Genomic DNA, 25449 nt, shown 5'->3' on the forward strand with positions numbered 1-25449 from the left:
TCGGACCGCATGGTGGTCGCGATCGACCAGTAGGCGGCGTTGTCCTGAGCTTCCGAGACCCGGTAGCCGGTGGAGATGCGGCCCTGGGTCGTGTCGAGGGCGTTGTTGATCGACTGCAGGCTCTGGAGAGCCGTCATTGCGGAAGTATTGGTGTTGATGCTGGTCATTCTCTGCGTCCCATACGCGAGTATAATTTGGGAACAGTCCGGATCGGCCGGAATAACGAAACGGCATCATGCCTGCGATCTTTGTTTGTTTGATCGCTTCGTCATGACCAGACTTTGGGTCCCGGACTCACTCCAAACCCTTAACACGCAATGTTAACGCCGGCGGACACAGATTCAACGCTAATGGAACACAAAGATTGGTAGTTAATTCTTAGGCGTTAACCTTATTTATTTACCAGCTCGATTCATCATGAATCGTCGGTTCACGCGACATCCCGCGATCCAGCGCCATTCCCCAGCTTGGAGCGCCGGCCAAAGCGGCGATGGCCGATCCTGCAAGGTCGGACCGGCGTCTGCCGCGATGTCGGGATGCAAGCGCCGTCCGGCCAACCTCTGATCGCGACACGCCAGGCCGGCTCTCTTGTGGACCCAGGCGAAACCGCGTGAGTGGGCGGGCCCGGTGCGGGTGCGGGTGGCGGCAAAGAGGGTTGCGCGCGAGCCGGACGACGTGAGGGCCGCGCCTGCGGCGGCCGACGGGCGGGCGTTGCGCCTGAAGCAGACAGCCGAAACGAAAAAGGCCCGGCAGATTGCCGGGCCTCTCGTTTCGGTGGGCGATCGATCGCGAGACTGTCGCGATCGATCGAGGGCGTTTTCCCTTAGCGGAAGAGCGACAGCAGCGATTCCGAGGAGGAGTTGGCGATCGAGAGCGCCTGGACGCCGAGCTGCTGCTGGGTCTGCAGCGCCTTGAGGCGGGTGGACTCTTCCGTCATGTCGGCGTCGACCAGCGTGCCGACACCTTCGGAGACGGTATCCATCAGCTTGGAGACGAAGTCGGTCTGCATCTCGACGCGGTTCTGGATGGCGCCGAGGCTGGAGGCCGCGCTGGTGACCTGCGACAGCGCCTCGTCGACCACCTTGATGAAGTTCTTGATGTCGGTGACCGACGCCGTGGCGATGTCGATGTCCATGACCGACGTCGCATCGGCGGAAGCCGTGCTGGTGGCGGTCGCCGTTGCGGCGAGGCCGAGGCTGGCCGCGGTGATGCCGGTGGTGCCGGAAGCCGCCGCGTCGCCCAGCGAGAAGGTGTCGGTCGAGGCGAGGACGACGTTGTCAGTGGCGTTGATCGACACGTCGATGCCGATGATGTCGGCATCCTTCAGGGCCTGGGTCAGGACGGCCGCCAAGTCGGCGTTCGAGCGGATCGTCGTGTCGGTGAGGCCGGCGTCGAGCAGCGTCTGGTCGGTGATCTCGACCGTCTTGGCCGCAGCGCCGCCCTGCTTGACCGAGAAGGTCACGAGGTCGTTGGCATTCGCGAAGGACACCGCACTCGTCTCGACCGTCGCGGCGACGCCCGAGTTGTTGGTGTAGGTGGTCAGGTCGATCGTCTTGTCGAGAATGCCCTCCTGGATGCCGCCCGACGCGACGTCGCCGAAGAGGCGGATGTCGGTGATGTCGACGGCGATCGAGCCGACGGTCAGCGAGCCGGTGGCGTCACGGGCGATCGAGGAGACGATTTCCTTGTTGAACGCCGTCGAGGAGCCGGTGGAGAGCCAGTTCTGGCCGGAGAAGGAGGCCGATTCCGCGATCGTCTGCAGCTGGCCCTGGAGGGCGGTGATCTCGGACTGGACCTTCGCCTTGTCGACGCCGTCGGAGGTGGCGGTGGTCAGCTTGGCCTTGATCGTGTCGAGCATGTCCTTGGCCGAGTCGAGGCCGGTATAGGCGGCGTCGACCGTGGCGGCACCGATGCCGAGCGAGTCGGCGACGGCGGACAGGGCGTTGTTGTCGGACCGCATGGTGGTCGCGATCGACCAGTAGGCGGCGTTGTCCTTGGCGTCGGCAACCCGGTAGCCGGTGGAGATGCGGCCCTGGGTCGTGTCGAGGGCGTTGTTGATCGACTGCAGGCTCTGGAGAGCCGTCATTGCCGAAGTATTGGTGTTGATGCTGGTCATTGTCGAAGTCCCGTACGCAGAACATACTCGAGGGACATTCCGGGTTGGCCGGTATGGCGAAACGGCATCATGCCTGCGCCCCTTACTCTTTCCCGGGGCAGCTTCGCGATGGCCAATTGATGCGACGCCCGATCATTATAAAAGCTTAATTTCGCCGAGAGGCACGAAAACCGCTGATCGGAAAGAAGAATTAGGCTTAACGGAACGTAAAAAGGGCCCGGCGTGATGCCGGGCCCTTTCGTCTGGTCGAAGGCTCGGGGAAGGAAAACCCCTTCCCTTCCAGTTCTTAGCGGAAGAGCGACAGCAGCGATTCCGAGGAGGAGTTGGCGATCGAGAGCGCCTGGACGCCGAGCTGCTGCTGTGTCTGCAGCGCCTTGAGGCGGGTGGACTCTTCCGTCATGTCGGCGTCGACCAGTGAACCGACACCTTCGGAGACGGTATCCATCAGCTTGGAGACGAAGTCGGTCTGCATGTCGATGCGGTTCTGGATCGCACCGAGGCTGGAGGCCGCGCTGGTGACCTGCGAGAGCGCCTCGTCGACCACCTTGATGAAGTTCTTGATGTCGGTGACCGACGCCGAGGTGATGTCGATCGTGTCGACGGCCGCGGCACCGGCGGATGCCGAGGTGGTGGTCGCCGCCGTGGTGTTGAGGCCGAGGCTGGCCGCGGTGATGCCGGTGGTGCCGGAAGCCGCCGCGTCGCCGAGCGAGAAGGTGTCGGTCGAGGACAGGACGACGTTGTCCGTGCCGTCGATCGAAACGTCGATGCCGGTGATGTCGGCATCCTTCAGGGCCTGGGTCAGCACGGCGGCCAGATCGGCGTTCGACCGGATGGTGGTGTCGGTGAGGCCGGCGTCGAGCAGCGTCTGGTCGGTGATCTCGACCGTCTTGGCCGCAGCGCCGCCCACCTTCACCGAGAAGGTCACGAGGTCGTCGGCAGCGGCGAAGGACACCGCGGTCGTCTCGACCGTCGTGGCGACGCCCGCGGTGTTGGTGTACTTGGTCAGGTCGATGGTCTTGTTGAGGATGCCCGTGTCAACGCCGGCCCCGTTGTCGGAGAAGAGGCGGACACTGGTGATGTCGCCGGCGATCGAGCCGACGGTCAGCGAGCCGGTGGCGTCACGGGCGATCGAGGAGACGATCTCCTTCGACAGGGCCGTCGAAGAGCCGGTGGAGAGCCAGTTCTGGCCGGAGAAGGAGGCCGATTCCGCGATCGTCTGCAGCTGACCCTGGAGGGCCGTGATTTCCGACTGGACCTTGGACTTGTCGACGCCGTCGGAGGTGGCGGTGGTCAGCTTGGCCTTGATCGTGTCGAGCCTGTCCTTGGCCGAGTTGAGACCGGTATAGGCAGCGTCGACCGTGGCGGCGCCGATGCCGAGCGAGTCGGAGACGGCGGACAGGGCGTTGTTGTCGGCCCGCATGGTGGTCGCGATCGACCAGTAGGCGGCGTTGTCCTGAGCTTCCGAGACCCGGTAGCCGGTGGAGATGCGGCCCTGGGTCGTGTCGAGGGCGTTGTTGATCGACTGCAGGCTCTGGAGAGCCGTCATCGCGGAAGTATTGGTGATGATGCTGGTCATAATCTGCGTCCCATACGCGAATATACAATAACTGGGACAATCCGGGTCGGCCGGGATAGCAAAACGGCATCATGCCTGCGGTCTTTTGCTCTTCGTCTTCGACCGCCTCGCTATGACAACCAACATGCGCCCTCACCCCTTCCGATGAGTTAACTGGAAGAGCCAAACAGGCGACTTGCGATTAAGACTAAAAAGCGTGGTTAATTTAGGTAAAATGCTCGTAGTTAATTGATTTTGACTAGAAAGTACGTAGTACAATTGGTCTTTCAGACATAAAAAAGCCGCCCCGAAGGGCGGCTCGATGCGACGTCTGGCTGTCGCTGGAGGACGATCAGTTCTGGAAGAGCTGCATGATCGCCTGGCTGGAGGAGTTGGCGATCGAGAGCGCCTGGACGCCGAGCTGCTGCTGGGTCTGCAGCGCCTTGAGGCGGGTGGATTCCTCGGTCATGTCGGCGTCGACCAGCGTGCCGACGCCCTTGTCGATCGTATCCATCAGCTTGGACACGAAGTCCTTCTGCATGCTGACGCGGTTCTGGATGGCGCCGAGGGTCGAGGCTGCGGTCGTGACCTGCGACAGCGCGGAATCGACGACGCGGATGTAGTTGTTCACGTCGGCCGCGGTGATGGTCGACAGCGAGATGTCGATGTCCATCACCGAGATCGCCCCTGCCGAGGCAGGCGAGGTCGTGGCGGCGGTGGTGTTCAGGCCGAGGCTCGTCGCGGTCAGGCCGGTGGTGCCGGAGGCGACGGCGTCACCCAGCGAGAAGTCGTCGGTGGAGCCGAAGACGACGTTGTCCGTGGCGTCGATGGTCACGTCGATGCCGGTGATGTCGGCATCCTTCAGCGCCTGCTTCAGGACGGCGGCGAGGTCGGCGTTGGACCGGATGGTGGTGTCGGTGAGGCCGGCGTCGAGCAGCGTCTGGTCGGTGATCTCGACCGTCTTGGCCGCGGCGCCGCCCTGCTTGACCGAGAAGGTCACGAGGTCGTCGGCAGCGGCGAAGGACACCGCGGTCGTCTCGACCGTCGTGGCGACGCCCGAGGTGTTGGTGTACTTGGTCAGGTCGATCGTCTTGTTGAGGATGCCGGTGTCCGTGCCGGCACCGTTGTCGGAGAAGAGCCGGATGTCGGTGATGTCGACGGTGATCGAGCCGACGTTCAGCGCGCCGTCCGAGCTGCGCGACAGCGAGGAGACGATCTCCTTCGTCAGCGATGACGAGGAGCCGGTGGACAGCCAGTTCTGGCCGGAGAAGGAGGAGGAGTCGGCGATGGTGCGCAGCTGCTCCTGGAGAGACTTGATCTCGTCCTGGACCTTGGCCTTGTCGACGCCGTCGGCCGAACCGGCCGTCAGCTTGGCCTTGATCGTGTCGAGCACGTCCTTGGCGGAGGCCAGACCGGTATAGGCCGAATCGACGGTGGCCTCACCGATGCCGAGCGAATCGTAAACGGCGGACATCGCCGAATTGTCCGAACGCATGCCGGTCGCGATGGACCAGTAGGCGGCGTTGTCCTTGGCTTCTGCGACGCGGTAGCCGGTCGAGATCTTGTTCTGGGTCTCCTCCATCGCCCTGTTGGTCTGCTGGAGGGTCTGCAGGGCCGTCATTGCAGCGACGTTGGTGATGATACTCGTCATACTAGTCAACCTTTACAGGCAAGCTGCCCGTTCATTGGGCGCCACCATCTCCAAAGGCCCTCGCTTCATGCCGGCGCCGATGAAGTTAACCTAGTTTTTTAACGTTAAACGCCGGTTAAAACGGCGGGGTCGATCACCGAACGTCAGAAGAATGAACGCACCAGCGATCCCACCAGCATGTTCCATCCGTCGATCAGGACGAAGAACAAGATCTTGAAAGGCAACGAGATGATCGTCGGCGGCAGCATCATCATGCCCATCGACATGGTCAGTGTCGCGACGATCATGTCGATGACCAGGAACGGCAGGACGATCAGGAAGCCGATCTCGAACCCTCGCCGCAGCTCCGAAATCATGAACGCCGGGATGAGGACCCTCAGATCGACGTCGCGCTCGTCGGCGGCCCCCTGCTCTTCCGGCTCCACCCGATCGCGGCTGTTGTTCGCCGCGAGGCTGTCGAACAGCGCGAGATCCGACGGGCGGACCTGGGTCAGCATGAAGTCCTTGAAGGGCTCCGAGATGCGGTAGAACGCCTCCTCCTCGGTGATCTCGTTGGAGAGCATCGGCTGCAGGCCGTCGCGCCATGCCTTGTCGAAGGTCGGAGCCATGACGAAGAAGGTCATGAACAAAGCGAGCGAGATCAGGATCAGGTTGGCGGGCGTCGTCTGCAGGCCGAGCCCCGTGCGCAGGATCGACAGGGCGATGACGATGCGGGTGAACGACGTCACCATCACCAGGAGACCCGGCGCGATCGACAGGACGGTGACGATGCCGAACAGCTGGACGATGCGGCCGGAGACCGAGGCGTCGCCTTCCGGCAACAGGTCGGACAGCGTCTGGACGACGTTGCTGGAGCTCTGGGCGAGGCTCGGATGGACCGCCAGGAGAAGGACGCCGGCCGCCAGCGCGCAAGCGAGGAGGCCGCGTCTCATTCCGCCACCATCGTGCGGATCAGATAGTCGACCACCGCCGGCGAGCGCAGCTTGGCGCGCTCGCGCAGATCGTCGCGAAGGTGGAGGAGGCCGCGCGATCCCTCGACCTGGGCCAGCTGCACCGATCTGAGGAAGGCCAGCGTATCGGCCTCGATCTCCGCCGCCAGGATCTCGGCGTTGACGCTGCCGTCCTGCTTGACGACGAGGGAGGCCTCGATTCGCAGCCACGAATCCGTCGGCGAGTAGATGTTGGTGAGGACGGGCTTCAGCTCGACCAGCTGCAGCGGCGTCGGCTCGTCTTCCGCCTTGGCGATGTCCGACTTCGCCGGCGCCTTGGCGTCCGCTTCGGCATGCGGTTCGGGCTCGGCGGGTTGGGCGGGCTCGGCCGGCGGCGCGCTGGAACCGAGTACGGAGCCGAGCCCCGCTCCGGCGCCCGCCGCGATCAGCGTGACGACCACCGCGGCGATGATGGTCGGCATCATGCCGCCCTTCTTGCTGCCGCCCGCATCCTGTTCCGAATTGTCCGTCTCGGCCATCGAGCAAAGCCTTCTTTAGCTCAGGGACCGGTCCGGGCGGTTCGTCATGACCCGCGACCCCGACCAGTCGCCCCTTGCGTAAACCGGCTTGCTATCGCGAGACTTGCGCGGGCCGAGAAAGCCCTGCCCGAAACGGATCGACCTCCGGCCGGGCGGGAGCCTGGCCGGAGGTCGAGGGTCGAAGGACGTCGAGAACGGCGTCCGGCGCGGTCAGTAGGGAGCGACGATGTCGTAGATCTGCTGGCCCCAGCCCGGCTGCTGCACCTCGGTGAGCCGGCCGCGTCCGCCGTAGGAAATGCGCGCCTCGGCAATCTTGTCGTAGTCGATCGTGTTGTTGGGCAGGATGTCGCGCGGCCGGATGATGCCGGCGATCGACAGCACCCGCACCTCGAAGTTGACCCGCATCTCCTGCTGGCCGGAGATGAACAGGTTGCCGTTGGGCAGCTTCTGCGTGACGACCGCGGCGACCGACAGGTTGATCTTCTCCGAACGGGTGACCTTGCCCTTGCCTTCGGCTTCGGACGAGCCGTCCGCCGACAGGCTGGCGTCGACATCCGGCAGCACCCAGTTGCCGAGGAAGCCGCCGAGGCCGAGCTTCGCCCCGACGCCCGAGGTGCGCGAGCGCTTCGAGTTGTTGTCGAGCGACGCCTGATCCTTGATCTCGATCTTGACGGTGACGATGTCGCCGACGTCGAGGGCGCGCGGATCCTGGTAGAAGTCCGCCCGGTCGTCCGACCACAGCGAATGGCGCGAGCTCGGACCGGCGGCCGGGAACGCGGCCGGCTGGACCGTCACCGGCGGGTATTCATAGAGACCGCTGCCGACCGGCGACAGCTGCGGCTCGCGCAGGAAGTCTTCCTTGGTGGTCGAACAGCCGGCGAGCGCCGCGAGGACCGAAACTGCAACCAGCGTCTTGTTCACGAACGCGTCTCCTACGCCGGCGGCGCGGCGGTCGTGCCGGCGGCCGTCTTCTGCACAATGCGGCCGGCGATCTCGGCGGCGGTGTTGGTGTCCATCTCGGCCAGGATCGAGCTCGCCTGGCGCGGCTTCAGCTTGACGAGGACGGAGGCGGCGGCGTCGCGGTCGAGCTTGCCGAGCTGGGCCGCGGCGGACGTCGCATTCATCTTGGCATAGATGTCGACGACGATGACCGAGGCGCTGTCGAGGAACTTCTTGCGCTCGGCGAGCCACTCCTTGTAGTCGGCGCGCCGCCGCTCCAGCTCGTCGATCTGCTTGCCGACCTCGCTCTCCAGTTCCATCAGCTTGGCCCGCTGCAGGGAATAGCGCTGCTCCTGCGCCTTGTCGGCGATGTTGAGGCAGTATTTCTCCACCTCGGTCGCCGGCGCCGGCGGTCCGACGGGGTTGCCGTTCTCGTCGATGACCCGCAGCTCCTGGGGCGGGATCACCGGCCTCTGGGCGGCCGCGTCGCCCTGGCCGCCGGCGCCGGCGGCCAGGGCACCGACCGTGGAGAGACAGAGGATCGCCCCGGCCAGAAGCGCCTTGGAGCCAGCGAGGGTCGTCCGGATCGTCATCGTCATCGTCATCATTGCACCACGAGTTCCGCCTGGAGAGCACCGGACGTCTTGATCGCCTGCAGGATCGCGATGATCCCGGTCGGCTTCAGACCGATGCGGTTGAGGCCGCGAACGACCGTTTCGAGATCGGCGCCGCCGACAAAGGCGAAGTTGCCGCCATCCTGCTGGACCTCGATGAGGGTTTCCGACGTCACCACCGTCTGGCCGTCCGACAACGGTGCCGGCTGGGACACCGACGGCATCTCGGTGACCCGGACGGTGAGGTTGCCGTGGGTCAGCGCGACGGTCGAGATCTGCACGTCCTTGCCGATCACCACGGTGCCGGTGCGCTCGTCGATCACGACGCGGGCGGGCTGGTCGGGCGCCACGCGCAGATCACCGAGTTCGGCCAGGAAGCGGGTGGCGGAGACCTTCTGCGGCCGGTGCAGATGCACGGTCCGCAGATCCTCTTCCTGGGCCACGGCAATGCCCCAGCGCTTGACGGCGTATTCGTTGATCACGTCGACCATGCGGATGGCGGTCTTGAAGTCCGGGTTCATGAGTTCGTAGGCGAGCTTGCCGTCGTCGTTGAAGGAGCCGGGCACCTCGCGCTCGACGAGGGCGCCGTTGGCGATGCGACCGCTGGTCGGCACGCCCTGAGTGAGCTTTTCGCCGTCGCCTTCCGAGGTGAAGCCGGACACCGCGACGGAGCCCTGCGCCACCGCGTAGATCTCGCCGTCGGCGCCGTAGAGCGGCGTCATCACCAGCGTTCCGCCCATCAGCGAGGAAGCGTCGCCCAGCGACGCCACGGTCACGTCGATGCGCTGGCCGGTGCCGATGAAGGGCGGCAGTTCCGCCGTCACCGTGACGGCCGCGACATTCTTGCCGCGGGCGCTCTGGGAGCGGATGTTGACGCCCATGCGATCGAGCATCGACTGCAGCGACTGCTCGGTGAAGGGGGAGTTGCGCATGGAATCGCCGGAACCCTGCAGGCCGACGATCAGGCCGTAGCCGACGAGCTGGTTGGGCCTGACGCCTCGGACCGCGGTGATGTCCTTGATGCGCACGGTGCCGGCCGCCGAGGCGGGATCGCCGCGCACGGGCCGGAACGGTTCGGCATAGCTTCGCTCGCCGGCCAGGCCGCGGCTTGCGACCATGTCGGCCGCCCGGGCCGTCGAGGCCAACGGGCCCGCCTGGGCGAGGAGGGCTGCGGCCAGAAGCGCGCGGGCGAAGGAAAACAGCCTCATCCGACGATCCTGATCGTTCCGTCCTGCTCCACCACGCCGGCGACGACGATGCCGCTGTCGAGGTTGCGGACCTTGACCATGTCGCCGGCGGCGCCGGAGGCGAGCGCGGTGCCGAGACCGGTGATGACGAGGCCGGACTCGCGATAGACGAGGGTGACCTGGGCGCCGGCCTTGACGAGGTCGGGCAGCGCGATGTCGGTCAGGCGGATGGCGTTGCCGGGCAGGAGCGTACGCTTGGCGACCATGCCCGCGAGCATGCTCTCGTCGAGCACGAAGAGGTCGACCTTGTCGTCCTTGACGATGAAGTCGCCGAGCGACAGGCCGCGCTCGACGATGTTCTGGCCGGGGTAGACCATCGCCACCGGCACCGGCATCTGCAGTTCGGCGGCCCTCGCCGGAAGGCCCTTCGCCCCGACGGCCGCCAGCGCGAACGCGGCGAGAGCGCAAGTCCGGGCGATCCGGGCCGCCAGCGTCCTCGAGGCGATGTTCATGATACTACCTCATGCCCTTGGAGATGACGCTCGACATCTCGTCGGCGGCGGTGATGACCTTGGAGTTCATCTCGTAGGCGCGCTGGGCCGAGATCAGCTCGGAGATCTCCTTGACCGGGTCGACGTTGGAGTCTTCCAGATAGCCCTGGTTGATCGTGCCGTAGCCCTCCTCGCCGGCGACACCGGCCACCGGCCCGCCGGAGGCGATGGTCTCGCGGAAGAGGTTGCCGCCCTGCGCGGACAGGCCGGCATCGTTCGGGAAGGTGGCGATCGTCAGCTGGCCGAGCAGCTGCGGCGCGACCTGGCCGTCGATCGAGGCATAGACCTCGCCGCTGGCATTGACCGTCACCTCGGTGGTGTTCGCCGGCACGGTGATGCCGGGATCGACGGTGAAGCCGTCGAGGGTGACGAGCTGGCCGGTGGCGCTCGTGTTGAAGGCGCCGTCGCGGGTGTAGAGCGTCTCGCCGCCAGGCCCCTGGATCTGGAACCAGCCATTGCCGTTGATGGCGAGATCGAACTTGTTGCCGGTCTGGTTCAGGGTACCCTGGAGATGCACGTTGCGGATCGCCGCGAGCCGGACGCCGAGACCGAGCTGCGCGCCTTCCGGCACGACGCCCTCGCCGCCGCGATTGGGCACGCCCTGCATCCGCTCGATCTGGTAGAGCAGATCGGTGAATTCCGCCCTCGCCCGCTTGAAGCCGGTGGTGTTGATGTTCGCGATGTTGTTCGCGATCACCTCGACATTGGTCTGCTGGGCATTCATGCCGGTGGCGGCAATGGCTAGCGCACGCATGGAAGACTCCGTGAATCGAGATCGCCCGCAGGCTCGGGAATGGGGATCGCCCGCAGGCTCGGCGGCAACCGCCGGCGGGTGAGGAAAGCGCGGCCGCAAAGCCGTGGCGGGAGGCTGGCGCTGCGGCAGGGCGGCTCTCGCCCGCCGCCGTCCGGTCAGATCGCCATGCGGGACAGTTCGAGATAGGCGGCGACGGCCTTGTCGCGAACGGCGATCGCCGTCTGCAGGGTGCGTTCGGCGTCCATCACCGCTTCGACGACGGCCTGGGTCGAGGCTTCGCCGGAGACGCCCTTGATCGAGGTCGCCTCGGCGGTCTTCATCGTCGAGACGGCGTCGGTGGCGAGCTGGGTGAGGACGGCGCCGAAGTTCTGGCCGCCCACCTCCCCGACGCGCGACGCACCGGCGGCGCCGACGTTGCCGGTGGGGGCGAGCTCGACCCTCGGAAGGCTCGATCCGATAGCAGGGATCATGGTCAACTCCTCAGGAGATCGATGGTCATGTTGATGAGTTCACGGGCCTGTTTCACCACCTGGAGATTGGCCTCGTAGGAGCGGTTGGCCTCGCGCATGTCGGCCATTTCGACCAGCATGTTGACGTTCGGCATCTTGACGTAGCCGTCGGCATTGGCGGCCGGATTGCCGGGATCGTGCTCGACGACGTACGGGCTGTCGTCGCGCCCGACCTGCGACACCTTGACGAGATCGGCACCGATCATGCGGTCGAGTTCGGCGCCGAAGGTGACGGTCTTGCGCTGGTAGGGATCGGCCCCGGCGGTTTCGCCCGTCGTGTTGACGTTGGCGATGTTCTCCGAGACGACGCGCAGGCGGGTCGACTGGGCGGAGAGGCCGCTGGAGGCGATCTTCAGCGAGGAAACGATCGGATCGATCATGCCGGTCAACCCTTCACTGCGTTAAGCATCATGCGGTGGAAGGCTTTGACGATCGAGGTGTTGAGCGAATAGGAGCGGGCGATCTCGCCGCCCTTCAGCATCTCCTCCTCGATCGTCACGTCCTTGTCGGTGGTCTCGACCGTCCAGTCCCGCTGGCCGGTGCGCGCGACGCCTTCGCTCTGCCCGCCGCCGATGGAGAGATGGGCGCTGTTGTCGGTGACCAGGCGCACGCCGATGTCGTGCAACACGTCCTCGAAAGGCGCGATGTCCTTGGTCTTGTACTCGGGCGTATCGGCGTTCGCGACGTTCTGGGCGACCACGGACTGGCGAGCCGTCAACCATGCGTTCCGCTGGGAGGCGATACCGAAGATGTAGGCGTTATCCATTGCGAAACTTCCATGTGCTTCGACTGACCCGCTTCTACGCCGGGCCACTTGTCCGAAACTTGTAGGAGAACCGGCTTCTGCGCGGGAAAACCATAAGCTAAGCACATCATATGATCGGATCGGCCTTGCCCCGGAGCGGCCATCCTCTTCACATCGCTGGCGAAGTCCCGCCGCGAGTGGAAGCGGTGGCGACATCGCGGAAGGCCAAGGAAAAAGCGACCCCGAAGAAAGGCTGATGCCGGAAGGCCTGGTGCCGGAAGGCCTGGTGCCGAGAGGATCCGGCGCGGCGCGTCCAGCGGAGCCGCCTCGGCGCCGGACGGTCGGTCTCGGCCCGGATGCCGCGGCCGGCGAAGCGGCCAATGCCCCGCGAACGCCGCGAGAGGCCGCCGCTCCACAAGGGGAAAGGGGATCGAGAGATTTCGGCGGGACGGGAGACCGTGGCCTTTCGATCCACCATAGAGCGTGGCTCGGCGAGGCCGTCTTTCGAAGGGCGGGGCGAGGGACATGCGCCCCGCTCCGCCGTTCCGCAAAGGTGGCTGGGGCAGGATGAGCGGCTGGCGGAGCGGCAGGGGAAGCGGCGGGCGGCGACCAGTGCCGCGCCGATCCGCAAACGCGAAGAGCCCGGCCGCTTCGGCCGGGCGTCCCCTGTCCCGTGTCCGGATGCTCCCGCCGGAGGGCCGGTTGCCCGCCTCGCCCGGCGACGCGCTAGTCGGCGACCTTCAGATGCGCGTCGGCAATGGCGTTCATCAGGAACACCACTTCCTCGTCCCGGCTGGCCGGGCGCTCGTCGAAGCTCACATGGATGATGTCGACGGCAGCGGTGGTGGCGCCGAGCTCCAGGTGAAGATGCGCGGTGACGCCGGCATGGCGAAATTCCAGCGCCAGGATGATGACCGGCACCTCGCCCCATTTCAGCCGGACCTCGCCGCCATCGGCAAAGCGCAGGACGCCCGGCTTCAGGTAGAGTTCCGACGAGGAGGTGACGATGTCGGCCAGATTGCCGAAGCGCTCCAGCCGAAGGAACGCGATGTAGTCGACGACGTCGACGAGCCGCAGTTCAGCGGCGACTTCCTTGATGCCATCCGCGAGCGCCCGCTCGCGCGACATGGTCGATCTTTTCCTGATATCGAGCATGGCTAAGCTGTGGCAACTCCCATCTTGGTCCCGGACCGAGTGTACAGATAATAGATGATTTCGGCGACGGCCTTGAAGAACTGTGGCGGGATCATCTGGTCGATCTCGACATGATCGTACATAGACCTTGCCAAGAGCTTGTCCTCGATGACGGGCACGTCGTTCGCCTCGGCGATTTCGCGGATCTTGAGGGCGAGGAGGTCGGTTCCCTTGGCGACGACGATCGGCGCGCCGCCGTCCTCGCGCACGTAGCGAAGGGCGATGGCGTAGTGGGTCGGGTTGGCGATGACGAGCGTCGCCTTCGGCACGTCGGCCATCATCCGGCGCCGGATGCGGTCGCGGGCGATCTGGCGCTGGCGGGCCTTGATCATCGGATCGCCCTCCATCTGCTTGGATTCGTCCTTGATCTCCTGCTTCGACATCATCAGGTCGCGCTTCCAGTGCATGCGCGACAGGGCGATGTCGGCGGCGACGAGGACGATCGTGGCGATCGACACCGCCGACAGCAGCTTCATCGCCATCTGCAGGATCAGCTCGGGCATCAGCACGGGGTCGGCGTACATGGTCTTCATCATCGTCGGGAAGCCCGAAACGAGGATGGAGCTGACGATGACGCCGATGGCGATGAACTTGAACATGGCCTTGCCGAACTCCGTCACGCCCTTGAGGCCGAATATTCGGCGGAAGCCGGAAGACAGAGAAACGTTCGAAGCCTTGGGAACGATCCGTTCGAAATTGATCTGCGGCGGATTCTGCAGGAGCGATGCGACGACGCCGCCGCCGATGAACAGAAGCAGGGCCGGCATGACGAAGCGACCCATTTCGATCGCCAGCATCTCGAGAACGTGTAACGCATCGGCCCCTGTCTCCAGCTCCCACTGGAGCGGATTTTCCATCGTCGACTTGAGCGCGAGGAGCAGGTGTGCCGACCCGTCCCCCACCTGCAAGGTGAAGAAGGCCATCGCCGCCAGGAGAGACGCCAGGATCGGAGCTTCGCGCGAGACCGGAAGGTTGCCCTTCTCGACCGTGTCGCGGATTTTCTTCTCCGTCGGCTCCTCTGTCTTTGACGACCGATCCTCGTCCGACAACGATCTACTCCCTCAAGCCGTTGACGTCGGATGAACCGGGGCGGGTCCACGTTCGATTAGGGTTGCGCATGTGTTACGAGATGAGCCGGCAGGGCCGGCGGCTCGGGTCTCATACGACGTCCGACGGATCCCTTGGGGACGTCGGGCTTCATGTCCGCTCAGCTGCCGCGCGGGGCCCGATACACTGCCCGATCCGATCGATCCGAGAGCGTCTCAGTCCTCGAGCTGCTCGCGCAGGACGAGCTTGCCTTCGCCGGCAAGCCGCAGGGCCTGCTTGGCGATCTCGCGCCGCGCCCCGTCGATCTCGGACTTCTGCAGCGTGACGTCCTGCTTGAGCTCGGCCTCGGCCATGCGCCGGGCTCTGGCGCCGAGCGAGGACAGGACGAGCTCGACGATCTCCGGTCCGGCGCCCCTGAGGGCCCGCACCATGACCTCGGCATCGACAGCGTCGAACAGGGTCAGGCGCGACTTCAGCGGCAGGGACGGCAGATCCTCGAAGGCGAAGAGCAGCTTTTCCAGTGCCTCGGCGTCCTTCGGGCGGGAGGCGCGCAGGGATTCCAGCACCTCTTCCGACGAATCCTTGTCGAGCCGGTTGACGATCTCGGCGAGGAAGGCGTGGCTGCCGCCCTCTTCGGTGTCGCCGCCGGTGGTCACGAAGTTGCGCCGGATCTGCCCCTCGAGGACCGTCTGCACCGTGTACTGGAGCGGCTTGAGGGTGAGGATGCGGCGCATCACGTCGTTGCGCATGGCGGGGACGAATTCGCGGATGATCGCCGAGGCCATTTCCGGCGGAAGCCGCGCCAGGACGATCGCCACCAGCTGCGGATGCTCGCCGAGCAGCTTCTGGGAGAGCGGCACCGCCTCCATGCCGGCGATCGCCTCCCAGACGTCGCCTTCGCGGTTGTTGTCGAGGAGGTCGGCGAGGGCCGGGTCGCGGCTGTCCGGATCGAAGATCGAGACATACTCCTCGCGCGACAACGCGTTTTCGAGGAGCTCGACCATCTCCTTGCCGGGGCCGGTGAGCGCCGCCCCCTTCTTGAAGTAGCTCTGGAAGTCGTCGACGACCTCGTCGATGTGTTCCGGGCCGACGGTCGGAAGGCTGGCGGCGCTTTCGCGGATGATGCGGATCTCGTCCGGCGAAAGATGCTTCAGGATACGCGCCGCCCCCTGGGAGCCGAGGGCGAGCAGAAGGATGGCAGCGCGAGCGCCGCCGCTTTCGTGCGCTCCGGACTCGGCGTCATAGGCGGCGATGATCGACATGGCGGATCAGGCGGCGCGCGACTTGCGGGCCTGCAGCTTGGAGCCGGGCTTCGCAACGTCGGTGAGGGTGATGCCGAAGCGCTGCTCCTCCTTGTCGATCACCACGATCTCGCCGCGGGCGACGATGCGCCCGTTGACGACGACGTCGACGGGATCGCCGACCTTGGTGTCGAGCTTGACGACGGCGCCGCGGCCGAGCTTCAGGATGTTGGCAACGGTCATGGTCGCGGATCCGAGAACCACCTGCATGGTCACCGGCACGTCCATGACGAGGTTGAGATCGACCTGATCCTCGGCCTGCTCGAACTGGACGGGCGCCTCCGCCCGTGCCGCGCCGGCCCGGCCCATCGCCGCGGACGGATCGAAGCCCGTGGGCATCTCGAAACCACCCAGATCGGATTCCTCTTCGTCGGAATCTTCGAGATCAAGGTCCAGTTCGGAATCGGTCATGGATCGCTCTTTCCAGGTCTTTGGCCTCGAGGGGGACGCATCGTCCCCGTTCGGCTCGGATCTAGGGATTAACGGGCCAGACTGGCGTGAAGCCTGTCATGGGCAGCCGCGAAGATGTCGCGGTAGGGATCGGCGGCGGCGTCCGGAACGGCGCGACGGACGTGAAAGTCGGCACGGGTGACGAGGGCCGAGAGGTCGTCGGCGACGCTGCGGGCCTCGGCCAGCTGGCGCTCCAGTGCCCGCACCGCCTCGACGCCCTCGTAGCGCGCCCCGACGATCGCCTCGGCCGCCCGGTTGAGCGAGACCTCGGCGTCGGTCAGCGCCACCGCGAGATCGGCCTGGCGCAGCGCCCGCAGCTCCTTGTGCATGCGGCCGCAGCGCAGCGCCGTGACGACCAGCGCGACGACGAGGAGAAGGTCAATCAGATAGGATGTCATCGATGAACTCCTGAGCGGGATCGATTCGTTCCTCGATCCGCACCACGTAGGATTCGCGCGAGCGCCCGACCTGGGCGCGGAACATCGGCCGGTCCTCGCATTCGAGCGGAATGAGGCTGGTCAGCCCGACGTCGAGCTCGATCGTGGCGCCCACGTGGAAGCGGGCGACCTGGGACAGCGGGATGTTCTTCTTGCACAGCACGGCCTCGATCTTGAGGTCGCTCTGGGCGAAGCTCGCCTCGATGCCCCGCTTCCAGGCCTCGTCGGACGCCATTTCCGGCTTTTGCGGCGTGCCGCTGAGAAACCGGCGATGGGGCGACAGGAAGCTTTTCGGCAGGGCCAGCGCGAAGGGCGCCTGGAAGCCGGCAGCCGTCAACTCGAAGCGGAAGACGAAGTAGCGCTCGGCTTCCTCGCCGATCGTCTCGGCGAGGTCGGCGGCGGTGCCGAAGCTGCCGAGGGACAGGTCGAAGGCGGTCATCGGCCGGAACACCTTCGCCGCCGTCTCCAGCACCTTGGCGAAGAACAGCCGGACGAAATGCTGGTCGAGGGCCGTCGGCTCCCGGCTCTGGGCGAGGTCGGCGGACGGCTCGCAGCCGAGGAAGGTGGCAACGACCAGTTCGACGAGCTTGCGGTCGGCCGTCACGAAGCTCGGCCGCAGAAAGCAGTTCGACAGCAGCGGCGCGATCAGCGCCTTGGCGAGTTCGGCATCCTCGGGGTCGGGGGCGTCCTCCACCTCGCACTGCTGGTATTCGATCTCGATGACGCCCGGCGCAAGCTCGCGGAGCCGGGCGCTCAGTTCGTCGGTCCAGTCCGCGCAGATGTGCGCCAGGCGCGGCAGGCGGGCGGGATCGAGTTCGGTGGCGCTCTTCAGGCGGGCGTGGATCTCCGCCGGATCCGAGGCGATCGCGGTTTCACTCATGCGATCAGGCTCCCGCGCCGCCGCCGATGGTCTCGTTCTCGACCTGGTCGATGGTCGGGCGATCGTGAGCGGAGATGACCTTGCGGCCGTATTCCAGCGCCACCTGCGGCATCGCACCGTTCATGTAGGCGATGAGCGTCGACTTGACGATGACGAAGACCCGAACCTGCTTCTCGCGGACATACTTGATCTTGGCGGCGATCGGGCCGAACACGCCGTAGGAGAAGAAGATGCCGGCGAAGGTTCCGACGAGCGCGGCGCCGATCAGGGCACCCAGCACCTCGGGCGGCTGGTCGAGGGCGCCCATGGCCTTGATGACGCCGAGCACCGCGGCGACGATGCCGATCGCCGGCAGGCCGTCGGTGACGTCCTGCAGGGCGTGCTTGGCCTTGAGGAGATCGTGGTGGATGGTCTGGATCTCCTCGTCCATCAGCGCCTCGATCTCGTGCGGGCGGGCATTGCCGATGATGATCAGCCGCGCATAGTCGCAGATGAAGTTCAGCATCGGGGTGTTCTTGATGATGTTCGGATAGGCCTGGAAGATCGGCGACTCCTTGGGGTCGTCGATATGGGCCTCGACCTCCGAGCGCGACTTCGAGCGCATCTCGCGCATCAGATTGTGCAGGAGCCCCAGGACCTCGAGATAGTCCTTCTGGTGGGGCACCTTGTTCTTGAAGGCCTCGCCCATCGCCTTGCCGGTGTCCTTGATGGTCTTGGCCGAGTTGGAGATGATGAAGGTGCCGAGCGAGGTGCCGAGAATGATGACGTATTCGAAGGGCTGCACGAGCACCTCGAGATGACCACCCATCGCGACGAAGCCGCCGAGCATCGCGGCGAGTGCCACCACCAGGCCAATCAGGATTCCCATTGTCGTCCTCGAATACACGTTGCTGCGGGGACTGGCCTACGGCAGAAGCGCTTGCGCGAGCCTGATCCTCCCGCCCTGTCCGGCCCCTGAAATTGCGGGGCGCGGGCCTGTCAGTCTGAGACAAGGCTGCTTGGGCAGTTTGCGCATCGACCACGGGTCCGGCCGGGCGAAGGCATGCGTCTCGCAGCGCCGCCGGCCAATCGCGAAGAGGATGATCATGGAGGCCACGCTTCCGCCGGCTTTGTCGGCCCAGCTCGCCATCGAACGCCGTCTCGACACCCTGGCCCACAATCTCGCCAATCTGCGAACCGTCGGCTTCCGCTCCGAAGAGGTGAAGTTCGACGAGCTGATCAAGCCCGGCAACGGCTTCGGCGCCGACCCCGTCAGCATGGCGTCCGAGGGCACCAGCTTCCTGTCGACCAAGAACGGCGAACTCACCCAGACCGGCAATCCCCTCGACATGGCGGTCGCCGGCGACGCCTATTTCGGCTTCCAGGGGCCGAACGGCGTCGTCTACACCCGCGACGGCCGCATGCGGGTCAACCAGGCCGGCACGGTGGAGACGCTCACCGGCTATCCGCTGGTCGATGCGGGCGGCGCCCAGATCCAGATCGACCCGAATGGCGGCGCCCTGACCATCGCCCGCGACGGCATGATCACCCAGGGCGGCCGGCAGCTCGGCGCGGTCGGCCTGTTCACCATTCCGCAGACCGCCAAACTGACCCGCTTCGACACCTCCGGCGTCATTCCCGACCAGGGCGCGCAGCCGGCGCTCGACTTCTCGCAGGTCGGCGTCATGCAGGGCTTCGTCGAAGGCTCGAACGTCAATCCGGTGCTCGAGATGACCCGCCTGATCGAATTGCAGCGAGCCTTCGAAAGCGCCGCCAATCTCGTCCAGTCCAACGAGCGCAGCATGAGCGACGCCATCCAGACGCTGGGGAGCAACAAATGAGCCTCGCCAACGAGAAGGCCCTCGACCTGTCGCCGCTCGACGCGCCGCGCATTTCGGTTTCCGGCCGCATCGTCGATGTCGGGCCGCAGGCCTTCCGGGTCGCGGGGCTGTCGCCCTTCGTCCGGCTCGGCGACTGCATCGCCTGCCCGGGTGCTGCCGGCGACGAGATCGGCGAGGTGGTGCGGATCGAGTCCGACAGCCTGACCGTCAAGCCCTTCGGCATCCGCTCCACCCTCGGCGTCAAGAGCCCGGCGCGGCGCATCGGTCCCTATACCGTCGCCCCCACCGCCGAGTGGAAGGGCCGCGTCGTCAACGCCTTCGGCCAGCCGGTCGACGGCCGCGGCCCGCTGGTCAGGGGCATCGAGGAGCGCATCGCCGACGGCTCGCCGCCGCCGGCGCTGAAGCGCGGCCGGGTCGGCAGCCCGGTGCAGACCGGCATCCGGACGATCGACATCTTCACGCCGCTGGTCAAAGGCCAGCGCATCGGCATCTTCGCCGGCTCCGGCGTCGGCAAGTCGACGCTGATGGGCATGCTGTCGCGGGCCCAGGGCTTCGACACGGCGGTCGTCGCGCTGGTCGGCGAGCGCGGCCGCGAGGTGCGCGAATTCCTCGAGGAGACCATGGCCGGCGGCCTCGACAAGCTGGTCACCGTGGTCGCGACCGGCGACGAAAGCCCGATGATGCGCCGGCTCGCGCCGAAGACCGCGACCGCCATCGCCGAATATTTCCGCGACAAGGGCGAGAACGTCCTCCTGATCATCGACAGCGTGACGCGGCTTGCCCATGCGGCCCGCGACGTCGCGCTGGCGGCCGGCGAGCCGCCGGTGGCGCGCGGCTATCCGCCGAGCGTCTTTTCCGAGCTGCCGCAGCTGCTGGAAAGGGCCGGACCGGGTCTCGAGGGGTCGGGCACGATCACCGGCGTCTTCTCGGTGCTGGTCGACGGCGACGATCACAACGATCCGATCGCCGACGCGATCAGAGGCACGCTCGACGGCCACATCGTCCTCGACCGGGCGATCGCCGAACAGGGCCGTTTCCCGGCCGTCGACGTGCTCAAATCGATCTCGCGCCTCGCCCAAAGGGCCTGGAACCTGCAGGAGCGCGAACTCGTCACGCGGCTCAGGGCGATGATCGCGCGCTTCGAGGACACCCGCGACCTGCGCCTCCTCGGCGGCTACCAGCGCGGCTCGGACGGAACCCTCGACCAGGCGGTCGACCTCGTGCCGCACATCTACGACTATCTCGTCCAGAACCCCGGCGACCCCACCACCGAGAAGCCCTTCAAGGACCTGTCGAAGAAGCTGAAGGAGGCCTTCGCGGCGCCGCCGGCGGGGTGAATGAAGGGGCGGCTTCCGGGCTGGCCGGGCGGCGTTGCGGCGGCGGTTACCCCCCTCTGCCCTGCCGGGCATCTCCCCCCACAAGGAGGGAGATCACCCGGCGCGGACGACGTGTCCACTCAGGAACCTGTTGGCATTTGCACGGCGGGTAAAGATCGAGATCCGAGCGACGACGCTGCCGATCTCCCCCCTTGTGGGGGAGATGTCCGGCAGGACAGAGGGGGGTGCCTCGGCGCCGCCCTTTCCCTCATCCCTCAATACAGCCAGCGCACCAGGAACAGCGTGATCACCGGGAAGACCGCCAGGATCACGGTCCTGACGATGTCCGACGCCACGAAGGGCGCAGCGCCCAGGAAGGTGCGGATCATCGGCGTGTCCTTCGCCATCGAATTGATGATGAAGAGGTTGAGCCCGACCGGCGGGGTGATCAGACCGACCTCCACGACGATCAGGATCAGGATCCCGAACCAGATGGCGAACTCGTCCGGCGACAGGCCGAAGTCGAGGCCGGAGACGATCGGGAAGAAGATCGGCACGGTGAGGAGGATCATCGACAGCGAATCCATCACGCAGCCGAAGACCAGATAGGTGAGCAGAATCACCGTCAGCACCATCCAGGGCGAGAAGCCCTGCTCGACCACCCAGGCGGCCGATTCCTGCGGCAGCTGGCTGAGGGCGAGGAAGGAATTGTAGACCCCCGCCCCGAGGATGATCAGGAAGATCATGCCGGAGGCGACCGCCGTCTCGCGGATCGAATCGCCGAGCGCCCCACCCTTCAGCCCGCCGTTGAACAGCGCGATCAGGCCGGTGCCGGCGGCGCCGATGGCAGCGCCCTCGGTGGGCGTGAACCAGCCGAAATAGATGCCGAAGATGACGAGGAAGAAGACCACGAGCACCGGCCAGACCTCGACGGTCAGCCGCAGCCGCTCGGCCATCGGCGCCTTGTCGCGCAGGCCGCTCGATCCCGGCTTCAGCCGCACGTAGATGGCGATGGTCAGCATGTAGCCGAGCATGGCGAGGATGCCGGGCACGACGGCGGCAAGGAACAGCTTGGCGATGTTCTGCTCGGTGAGGATCGCATAGATGACGAGGATCACCGAGGGCGGGATGAGGATGCCCAGCGTGCCGCCGGCGGCGAGCGCTCCGGTGGCGAGCCCGCCGTCATAGCCGAATCGCTTCAGTTCCGGCAGCGCCACCTTGCCCATGGTGGCCGCCGTGGCGATCGACGAGCCGCAGATGGCGCCGAAGCCGGCGCAGGCGCCGATCGCCGCCATGGCGACGCCGCCCTTGCGATGGCCGATCCAGCCGTTCGCGGCGCGAAACAGCGCCTGGCTCATGCCGCCCTTGGCCGCGAACTGCCCCATCAGGAGAAACAGCGGGATGATCGACAGGGAGTAGCTGGAGAAGGTCGTGAAGGTCAGCGTCTTCATCTGCGCGAGGATCGGCGTGAAGCGGTCGAGCACCAGATAGTTGCCGAAGAAGCCGCAGATCAGCATGGCGAGGCCGATCGGCATGCGCGCGAAGATCAGGACCAGGAGGACCGGAAACGACAGGAGGGCGATGTCGAGATTGGACATGGGATCGCGTTTCCGCCGGTTCAGCTGGAATGCGGCGCGGCGGATGCCTTGCCGGTGGAGAGTTCGCGGACCGAGCGCAGCACCGTGTAGAGGCTGACGAGCGCGAAGGCGGCGGCGCCGACGAGGGACGCCGCATAGCCCCACCAGAGCGGGATCGCCAGGATGAAGGTGGTCTCGCCGCTTCTGAGCTTGTCCTCGAAGCCGAGTTCCAGCCGCCAGAGGATCACGATCGCCGCCGCGCTCATCAGGACATTGCCGACGAGATCGGTCACGAGGACCCCGCGCGGCCCCATCAGCCCGGCGAAGATGTCCACCGTGACGTGGCCGCGCTTCAGCTGGCAGAAGGGCAGGAACAGGAAGACGGCGATCGCCGAGGCGATCTCGATCATCTCGACGTCGCCCGGCACCGGCCCGCAGCAGACATCGAGCGTCAGCAGCGAGCGCCCGGCGATCGAAAGGCAGGTCAGGACGACGATGAACAGCAGGACCAGCCCGCCGGCGAAGGCCAGCACCGAGGCGAACCTGTCGACGATGCGGCCGAGCCGGCCGCTCTCCCGCGTGATGTCGCCTGTCTCGCTCAACCGTCAATCCCTTCGTTGTTCCAATCGCCCGCACGACCCTGGACGGTTCCGCTCCCCCGCCATTCCGGCAGGTTGGCCCTCGCCGCATGGAAAGGGCGGGGCCGGCTGGGCCGGTCCCGCCCTCAGATCGCCGATCGGATGCGTCCCGCTACTGGCTCTTGGCGGCGGCCGGCGCGGTGTCCGTCGCCATGCCGTCGCCGCCCTTGGCGGTCTCGGCGGTGTATTTGGCGATCAGCGCCTTGGCGTCGTCGAGCAGCGCCTGACGGCCCTCGCCCTGCGCGACCCATTCGGCGATCACGGTCTGGCTGGCATCCTTGAAGCGCTGGGTCTCCTCGTCGCCGAGGGTGACGATGTCGTTCCCGGCATCCTCGGCCTTCTTCAGCCCGACCGCGTCCTGCCGCGCCATCGCCTCGCCGGCCATGGTGGCGAGCTTCATGCCGGAATTGGCGTCGATCACCGCCTTCAGATCGTCGGGCAGGCCGTCATAGGTGGCCTGGTTCATGGCGATGGCGAAAGTCTGGGTGTAGAGCCCGTTCTCGCCGGAAAAGCCGGTGTGGTTCGTCACCAGTTCGGAAACGCGCAGGGGCAGCGTGACTTCCCACGGAATCGTCGTGCCGTCGATGACGCCCTTCGACAGCGCCTCGGCGACGGCCGGCACCGGCAGGCCCACCGGCGTCGCGCCGAGCTTGGTCAGGAGCTCGTTGATCACCCGCGAGCCGCCGCGGATCTTCATGCCCTGGAGATCCTCCAGCTTGGCGATCGGCTGCTTGGTGTGGAACAGGCCGGGACCATGGGTGTGGACGGCCAGCAGATGGACGCCGGAAAACTCGTCCATGGCGTTCGTCTCGACGAATTCCTGGAACGCCTTCGACGTCGAAACGGCATCGGTCATGATGAACGGCAATTCGAAGGTCTCGGCCTTCGGGAACCGACCGGGCGTATAGCCGAGCACCGTCCAGACGACGTCAACGACGCCGTCGCGCGCCTGGTCGAAGAGCTCCGGCGGCGTGCCGCCGAGCTGCATCGAGGGATAGAGCTCGACGTTGATGCGCCCCTCGGACTGCTTCTCCACCGCCTCGCCCCACGGCTCCAGCACGTCGTGCGGGATCGTCGCCTGGGGCGGCAGCATCTGGTGAACGCGCAGGGTGACGTCCTGGGCGCTCGCATGGCCCGCCGCCGCGACGCAGATGGCGCCGGCCAGAGCGGCCTTGAATATCGTCTTCAGCATGTATCCTCCCATGTCGCTGCCACGGCCGCGCCTCGTGGCGCGGCCTGCCGCAGTGCCTGGAGCCAGCGTGGTCGAAACTTCGCCTCGAGGCAACGCCACGGCGACCGGTCACTCCCCTTTCCGGCCGCAAAACAAAAATGATATGAACAAAGCGGCCGGTAAAATGACTTTGCTGGCGGTTTTCATATCCAAACGGTTATGGGTCTGGAGAAATAGCGCGCGGCGACCATGTGCCGAACCATGGCGGCAGGGCCCTCTCCGCCCGCCCCGACAGGCCTGTGATCGCAGCCGTTCAACCCGAGAAAAGGCAGGAAACGACGATGACGACACCCCCCTTCAAGGCCGACCACGTCGGCAGCTTCCTTCGGCCGGAGCGGCTGCAGACGGCGCGCGCGCAATTTGCCGAAGGCAAGCTCGCCGCCGAGGAGCTGCGCGGCATCGAGGACGAGTGCATCCGCGAGGTGGTGAAGCGCCAGGAAGACGTCGGCCTCAAGGGAATCACCGACGGCGAGTTCCGGCGCACCTTCTTCCACGTCGACTTCCTCGAGAAGCTCGACGGCGTCGACGTCACCTATGGCGAGTTCAAGACGCATTTCCGCAAGGACGACGGCTCGGAGGTGGGCTTCGCCCCGCCGACCATGCATGTCAACGACAAGATCGCCCACTCCCAGTCGATCCAGGGCGCCGACTTCGACTTCCTCAAGTCCGTCGTCACCCAGACGCCGAAGGTCTCGATCCCGGCCCCGTCGATGCTGCATTTTCGCGGCGGGCGCGACGCGATCTCGGCGGCCGCCTATCCCGACCTCGAGGATTTCTACGACGATCTGACGGCGGCCTACAGGGCCGAGATCAAGGATCTCGCCGACAGAGGCTGCCGCTATCTGCAGATGGACGACACCAATCTCGCCTATCTCTGCGATCCGGAGATCCGCGAGCGCACCGCCAAGCGCGGCGACGACCCGGACGACCTGACGCGCCTCTACTGCCGCCTCGTCAACGACGCGATCCGGGACCGCCCGTCCGACATGGTGATTTCGGTGCATCTGTGCCGCGGCAACTTCAAGAGCGCCTGGGTGGCGTCGGGCGGCTACGAGCCGGTCGCCGAGATCCTGTTCAACGAGATGGCCATCGACGGATTCTTCCTCGAATATGACGACGAGCGCTCGGGCGACTTCGCGCCGCTGCGCCACATGCCGAAGGGCAAGACGGTCGTCCTCGGCCTGATGTCGTCGAAATCGGCCGCTGTCGAGCCGGCCGATCTCGTCAAGAAGCGCATCGACGAGGCGGCTCGCTTCGTCGATCTCGACCAGTGCGCCCTGTCGCACCAGTGCGGCTTCTCCTCGACCGCCCACGGCAACGATCTCACCGACGACGACCAGTGGCGCAAGCTGGAGCGCTGCGTCGAGGTGGCGAACGCCGTCTGGGGCTGAGGCTGCCGCGAAGCGCCGCCGACGAACGGCCGGCGGCGCCTCGCAGCGAGCACCCGACACGCAAAGGGGCCGGCAGAT

General features: G+C 66.1%; 26 protein-coding genes and 1 pseudogene. 3 read left to right on the forward strand and 24 right to left on the reverse strand.

Translation table 11 applies throughout. From position 1 onward, the window contains the following. The 21 genes and pseudogenes from ATO4_RS12035 to motA all read right to left on the reverse strand — a co-directional run. A pseudogene (locus ATO4_RS12035) lies at positions 1-167 on the reverse strand (flagellin); the annotation flags it as partial. A gap of 656 nt (positions 168-823) precedes the next feature. Continuing rightward, entirely contained in the window at positions 824-2116 is a 1293-nt protein-coding gene (locus tag ATO4_RS12040) for a flagellin (RefSeq protein WP_083591773.1), read from the reverse strand. A gap of 286 nt (positions 2117-2402) precedes the next feature. Continuing rightward, positions 2403-3692: a flagellin gene (locus ATO4_RS12045; RefSeq protein ID WP_083591774.1), complete on the reverse strand. Its 1290-nt coding sequence runs from the start codon at positions 3690-3692 to the stop codon at positions 2403-2405. A 331-nt stretch (positions 3693-4023) separates the two neighbouring features. Beyond that, a complete protein-coding gene (locus ATO4_RS28690; RefSeq protein WP_083591775.1) occupies positions 4024-5322 on the reverse strand; it encodes a flagellin in 1299 nt (432 codons plus the stop codon). Positions 5323-5465: 143 nt separating this feature from the next. Then, positions 5466-6254: a flagellar type III secretion system pore protein FliP gene (gene fliP, locus ATO4_RS12055; protein ID WP_083591776.1), complete on the reverse strand. Its 789-nt coding sequence runs from the start codon at positions 6252-6254 to the stop codon at positions 5466-5468. Next, positions 6251-6790 carry a flagellar basal body-associated FliL family protein gene (locus ATO4_RS12060; RefSeq protein WP_083591777.1) on the reverse strand — a complete coding sequence of 180 codons (540 nt, stop codon included), beginning with the start codon at positions 6788-6790 and terminating at the stop codon, positions 6251-6253. Before ATO4_RS12060 ends, fliP begins: the two co-directional genes overlap by 4 nt. 210 nt (positions 6791-7000) lie before the next feature. Further along, on the reverse strand, positions 7001-7711 hold the full coding sequence (flgH, locus tag ATO4_RS12065; RefSeq protein WP_083591778.1) for a flagellar basal body L-ring protein FlgH: 711 nt from the start codon (positions 7709-7711) through the stop codon (positions 7001-7003). 11 nt (positions 7712-7722) lie between these two features. Further along, positions 7723-8328, reverse strand: a complete 606-nt coding sequence (locus tag ATO4_RS12070; protein ID WP_139802411.1) for a MotE family protein — start codon at positions 8326-8328, stop codon at positions 7723-7725. Between the two features lie 5 nt (positions 8329-8333). Then, the gene (gene flgI / locus ATO4_RS12075; RefSeq protein ID WP_083591780.1) at positions 8334-9551 is read right to left on the reverse strand and encodes a flagellar basal body P-ring protein FlgI; all 1218 of its coding nucleotides are present in this window, start codon (positions 9549-9551) and stop codon (positions 8334-8336) included. Then, the gene (gene flgA, locus ATO4_RS12080) at positions 9548-10042 is read right to left on the reverse strand and encodes a flagellar basal body P-ring formation chaperone FlgA (protein ID WP_083591781.1); all 495 of its coding nucleotides are present in this window, start codon (positions 10040-10042) and stop codon (positions 9548-9550) included. The genes flgI and flgA overlap by 4 nt, the downstream gene beginning before the upstream one ends. A gap of 4 nt (positions 10043-10046) precedes the next feature. Next, on the reverse strand, positions 10047-10835 hold the full coding sequence (gene flgG / locus ATO4_RS12085; RefSeq protein WP_083591782.1) for a flagellar basal-body rod protein FlgG: 789 nt from the start codon (positions 10833-10835) through the stop codon (positions 10047-10049). 155 nt (positions 10836-10990) lie between these two features. Beyond that, positions 10991-11305, reverse strand: coding sequence for a flagellar hook-basal body complex protein FliE (locus tag ATO4_RS12090; RefSeq protein WP_083591783.1), 315 nt, complete (start codon positions 11303-11305; stop codon positions 10991-10993). 2 nt (positions 11306-11307) lie between these two features. Next, entirely contained in the window at positions 11308-11724 is a 417-nt protein-coding gene (flgC, locus tag ATO4_RS12095; RefSeq protein ID WP_083591889.1) for a flagellar basal body rod protein FlgC, read from the reverse strand. 5 nt (positions 11725-11729) lie between these two features. Beyond that, positions 11730-12110, reverse strand: a complete 381-nt coding sequence (locus ATO4_RS12100; RefSeq protein ID WP_083591784.1) for a flagellar basal body protein — start codon at positions 12108-12110, stop codon at positions 11730-11732. Positions 12111-12815: 705 nt separating this feature from the next. Beyond that, on the reverse strand, positions 12816-13217 hold the full coding sequence (locus tag ATO4_RS12110) for a hypothetical protein (protein WP_083591786.1): 402 nt from the start codon (positions 13215-13217) through the stop codon (positions 12816-12818). Between the two features lie 29 nt (positions 13218-13246). Then, on the reverse strand, positions 13247-14332 hold the full coding sequence (gene flhB / locus ATO4_RS12115) for a flagellar biosynthesis protein FlhB (RefSeq protein ID WP_083591787.1): 1086 nt from the start codon (positions 14330-14332) through the stop codon (positions 13247-13249). Between the two features lie 213 nt (positions 14333-14545). Then, positions 14546-15592 (reverse strand): FliG C-terminal domain-containing protein, encoded by a 1047-nt coding sequence (locus tag ATO4_RS12120; RefSeq protein ID WP_083591788.1) that lies wholly within the window; start codon positions 15590-15592, stop codon positions 14546-14548. A gap of 6 nt (positions 15593-15598) precedes the next feature. Next, a complete protein-coding gene (gene fliN / locus ATO4_RS12125; RefSeq protein WP_245308716.1) occupies positions 15599-16042 on the reverse strand; it encodes a flagellar motor switch protein FliN in 444 nt (147 codons plus the stop codon). Between the two features lie 68 nt (positions 16043-16110). Next, on the reverse strand, positions 16111-16479 hold the full coding sequence (locus ATO4_RS12130; RefSeq protein ID WP_083591789.1) for a hypothetical protein: 369 nt from the start codon (positions 16477-16479) through the stop codon (positions 16111-16113). Next, a complete protein-coding gene (locus ATO4_RS12135; protein ID WP_083591790.1) occupies positions 16460-17398 on the reverse strand; it encodes a FliM/FliN family flagellar motor switch protein in 939 nt (312 codons plus the stop codon). The genes ATO4_RS12130 and ATO4_RS12135 overlap by 20 nt, the downstream gene beginning before the upstream one ends. Before the next feature lie 4 nt (positions 17399-17402). Further along, on the reverse strand, positions 17403-18266 hold the full coding sequence (gene motA / locus ATO4_RS12140) for a flagellar motor stator protein MotA (protein ID WP_083591791.1): 864 nt from the start codon (positions 18264-18266) through the stop codon (positions 17403-17405). A 217-nt stretch (positions 18267-18483) separates the two neighbouring features. On the opposite strand from motA, the gene flgF reads away from it, so the two are divergent. Together flgF and fliI are read left to right on the forward strand one after the other, a co-directional pair. After that, positions 18484-19218, forward strand: a complete 735-nt coding sequence (flgF, locus tag ATO4_RS12145; protein WP_083591891.1) for a flagellar basal-body rod protein FlgF — start codon at positions 18484-18486, stop codon at positions 19216-19218. Then, positions 19215-20555 (forward strand): flagellar protein export ATPase FliI, encoded by a 1341-nt coding sequence (gene fliI / locus ATO4_RS12150; RefSeq protein WP_083591792.1) that lies wholly within the window; start codon positions 19215-19217, stop codon positions 20553-20555. The genes flgF and fliI overlap by 4 nt, the downstream gene beginning before the upstream one ends. 254 nt (positions 20556-20809) lie before the next feature. Here fliI and ATO4_RS12155 read toward each other — a convergent pair whose 3' ends face one another. From ATO4_RS12155 to ATO4_RS12165, 3 genes are all read right to left on the reverse strand, one after another. Then, positions 20810-22132: a TRAP transporter large permease gene (locus ATO4_RS12155; protein WP_083591793.1), complete on the reverse strand. Its 1323-nt coding sequence runs from the start codon at positions 22130-22132 to the stop codon at positions 20810-20812. A 20-nt stretch (positions 22133-22152) separates the two neighbouring features. After that, positions 22153-22713: a TRAP transporter small permease gene (locus ATO4_RS12160; protein ID WP_210191067.1), complete on the reverse strand. Its 561-nt coding sequence runs from the start codon at positions 22711-22713 to the stop codon at positions 22153-22155. A 148-nt stretch (positions 22714-22861) separates the two neighbouring features. Beyond that, the gene (locus tag ATO4_RS12165; RefSeq protein ID WP_083591794.1) at positions 22862-23941 is read right to left on the reverse strand and encodes a TRAP transporter substrate-binding protein; all 1080 of its coding nucleotides are present in this window, start codon (positions 23939-23941) and stop codon (positions 22862-22864) included. Between the two features lie 320 nt (positions 23942-24261). Here ATO4_RS12165 and ATO4_RS12170 point away from each other — a divergent pair, with 320 nt between their 5' ends. Beyond that, positions 24262-25371, forward strand: coding sequence for a 5-methyltetrahydropteroyltriglutamate--homocysteine S-methyltransferase (locus tag ATO4_RS12170; protein WP_083591795.1), 1110 nt, complete (start codon positions 24262-24264; stop codon positions 25369-25371). Positions 25372-25449: the final 78 nt, after the last annotated feature.

The sequence above is a fragment of the Aurantimonas sp. 22II-16-19i genome (genome assembly GCF_002088275.1).
Taxonomy (GTDB): domain Bacteria; phylum Pseudomonadota; class Alphaproteobacteria; order Rhizobiales; family Rhizobiaceae; genus Jiella.

Excerpts from the sequence above, each read along its gene's own strand:
- ATO4_RS12040 (WP_083591773.1), bottom strand. The coding sequence starts at position 2,116 with ATGACCAGCATCAACACCAATACTTCGGCAATGACGGCTCTCCAGAGC.
- flgF (WP_083591891.1), top strand. The coding sequence starts at position 18,484 with ATGGAGGCCACGCTTCCGCCGGCTTTGTCGGCCCAGCTCGCCATCGAA.
- ATO4_RS12135 (WP_083591790.1), bottom strand. The coding sequence starts at position 17,398 with ATGAGTGAAACCGCGATCGCCTCGGATCCGGCGGAGATCCACGCCCGC.
- flgG (WP_083591782.1), bottom strand. The coding sequence starts at position 10,835 with ATGCGTGCGCTAGCCATTGCCGCCACCGGCATGAATGCCCAGCAGACC.
- ATO4_RS12130 (WP_083591789.1), bottom strand. The coding sequence starts at position 16,479 with ATGACATCCTATCTGATTGACCTTCTCCTCGTCGTCGCGCTGGTCGTC.
- ATO4_RS12170 (WP_083591795.1), top strand. The coding sequence starts at position 24,262 with ATGACGACACCCCCCTTCAAGGCCGACCACGTCGGCAGCTTCCTTCGG.
- ATO4_RS12120 (WP_083591788.1), bottom strand. The coding sequence starts at position 15,592 with ATGTCGATCATCGCCGCCTATGACGCCGAGTCCGGAGCGCACGAAAGC.
- ATO4_RS12070 (WP_139802411.1), bottom strand. The coding sequence starts at position 8,328 with ATGACGATGACGATCCGGACGACCCTCGCTGGCTCCAAGGCGCTTCTG.
- ATO4_RS12045 (WP_083591774.1), bottom strand. The coding sequence starts at position 3,692 with ATGACCAGCATCATCACCAATACTTCCGCGATGACGGCTCTCCAGAGC.
- ATO4_RS12110 (WP_083591786.1), bottom strand. The coding sequence starts at position 13,217 with ATGTCGCGCGAGCGGGCGCTCGCGGATGGCATCAAGGAAGTCGCCGCT.
- ATO4_RS12165 (WP_083591794.1), bottom strand. The coding sequence starts at position 23,941 with ATGCTGAAGACGATATTCAAGGCCGCTCTGGCCGGCGCCATCTGCGTC.
- fliN (WP_245308716.1), bottom strand. The coding sequence starts at position 16,042 with ATGACCGATTCCGAACTGGACCTTGATCTCGAAGATTCCGACGAAGAG.
- fliP (WP_083591776.1), bottom strand. The coding sequence starts at position 6,254 with ATGAGACGCGGCCTCCTCGCTTGCGCGCTGGCGGCCGGCGTCCTTCTC.
- ATO4_RS12100 (WP_083591784.1), bottom strand. The coding sequence starts at position 12,110 with ATGGATAACGCCTACATCTTCGGTATCGCCTCCCAGCGGAACGCATGG.
- fliI (WP_083591792.1), top strand. The coding sequence starts at position 19,215 with ATGAGCCTCGCCAACGAGAAGGCCCTCGACCTGTCGCCGCTCGACGCG.
- motA (WP_083591791.1), bottom strand. The coding sequence starts at position 18,266 with ATGGGAATCCTGATTGGCCTGGTGGTGGCACTCGCCGCGATGCTCGGC.
- ATO4_RS12060 (WP_083591777.1), bottom strand. The coding sequence starts at position 6,790 with ATGGCCGAGACGGACAATTCGGAACAGGATGCGGGCGGCAGCAAGAAG.
- flgI (WP_083591780.1), bottom strand. The coding sequence starts at position 9,551 with ATGAGGCTGTTTTCCTTCGCCCGCGCGCTTCTGGCCGCAGCCCTCCTC.
- ATO4_RS12155 (WP_083591793.1), bottom strand. The coding sequence starts at position 22,132 with ATGTCCAATCTCGACATCGCCCTCCTGTCGTTTCCGGTCCTCCTGGTC.
- ATO4_RS28690 (WP_083591775.1), bottom strand. The coding sequence starts at position 5,322 with ATGACGAGTATCATCACCAACGTCGCTGCAATGACGGCCCTGCAGACC.
- flgA (WP_083591781.1), bottom strand. The coding sequence starts at position 10,042 with ATGAACATCGCCTCGAGGACGCTGGCGGCCCGGATCGCCCGGACTTGC.
- ATO4_RS12090 (WP_083591783.1), bottom strand. The coding sequence starts at position 11,305 with ATGATCCCTGCTATCGGATCGAGCCTTCCGAGGGTCGAGCTCGCCCCC.
- flgC (WP_083591889.1), bottom strand. The coding sequence starts at position 11,724 with ATGATCGATCCGATCGTTTCCTCGCTGAAGATCGCCTCCAGCGGCCTC.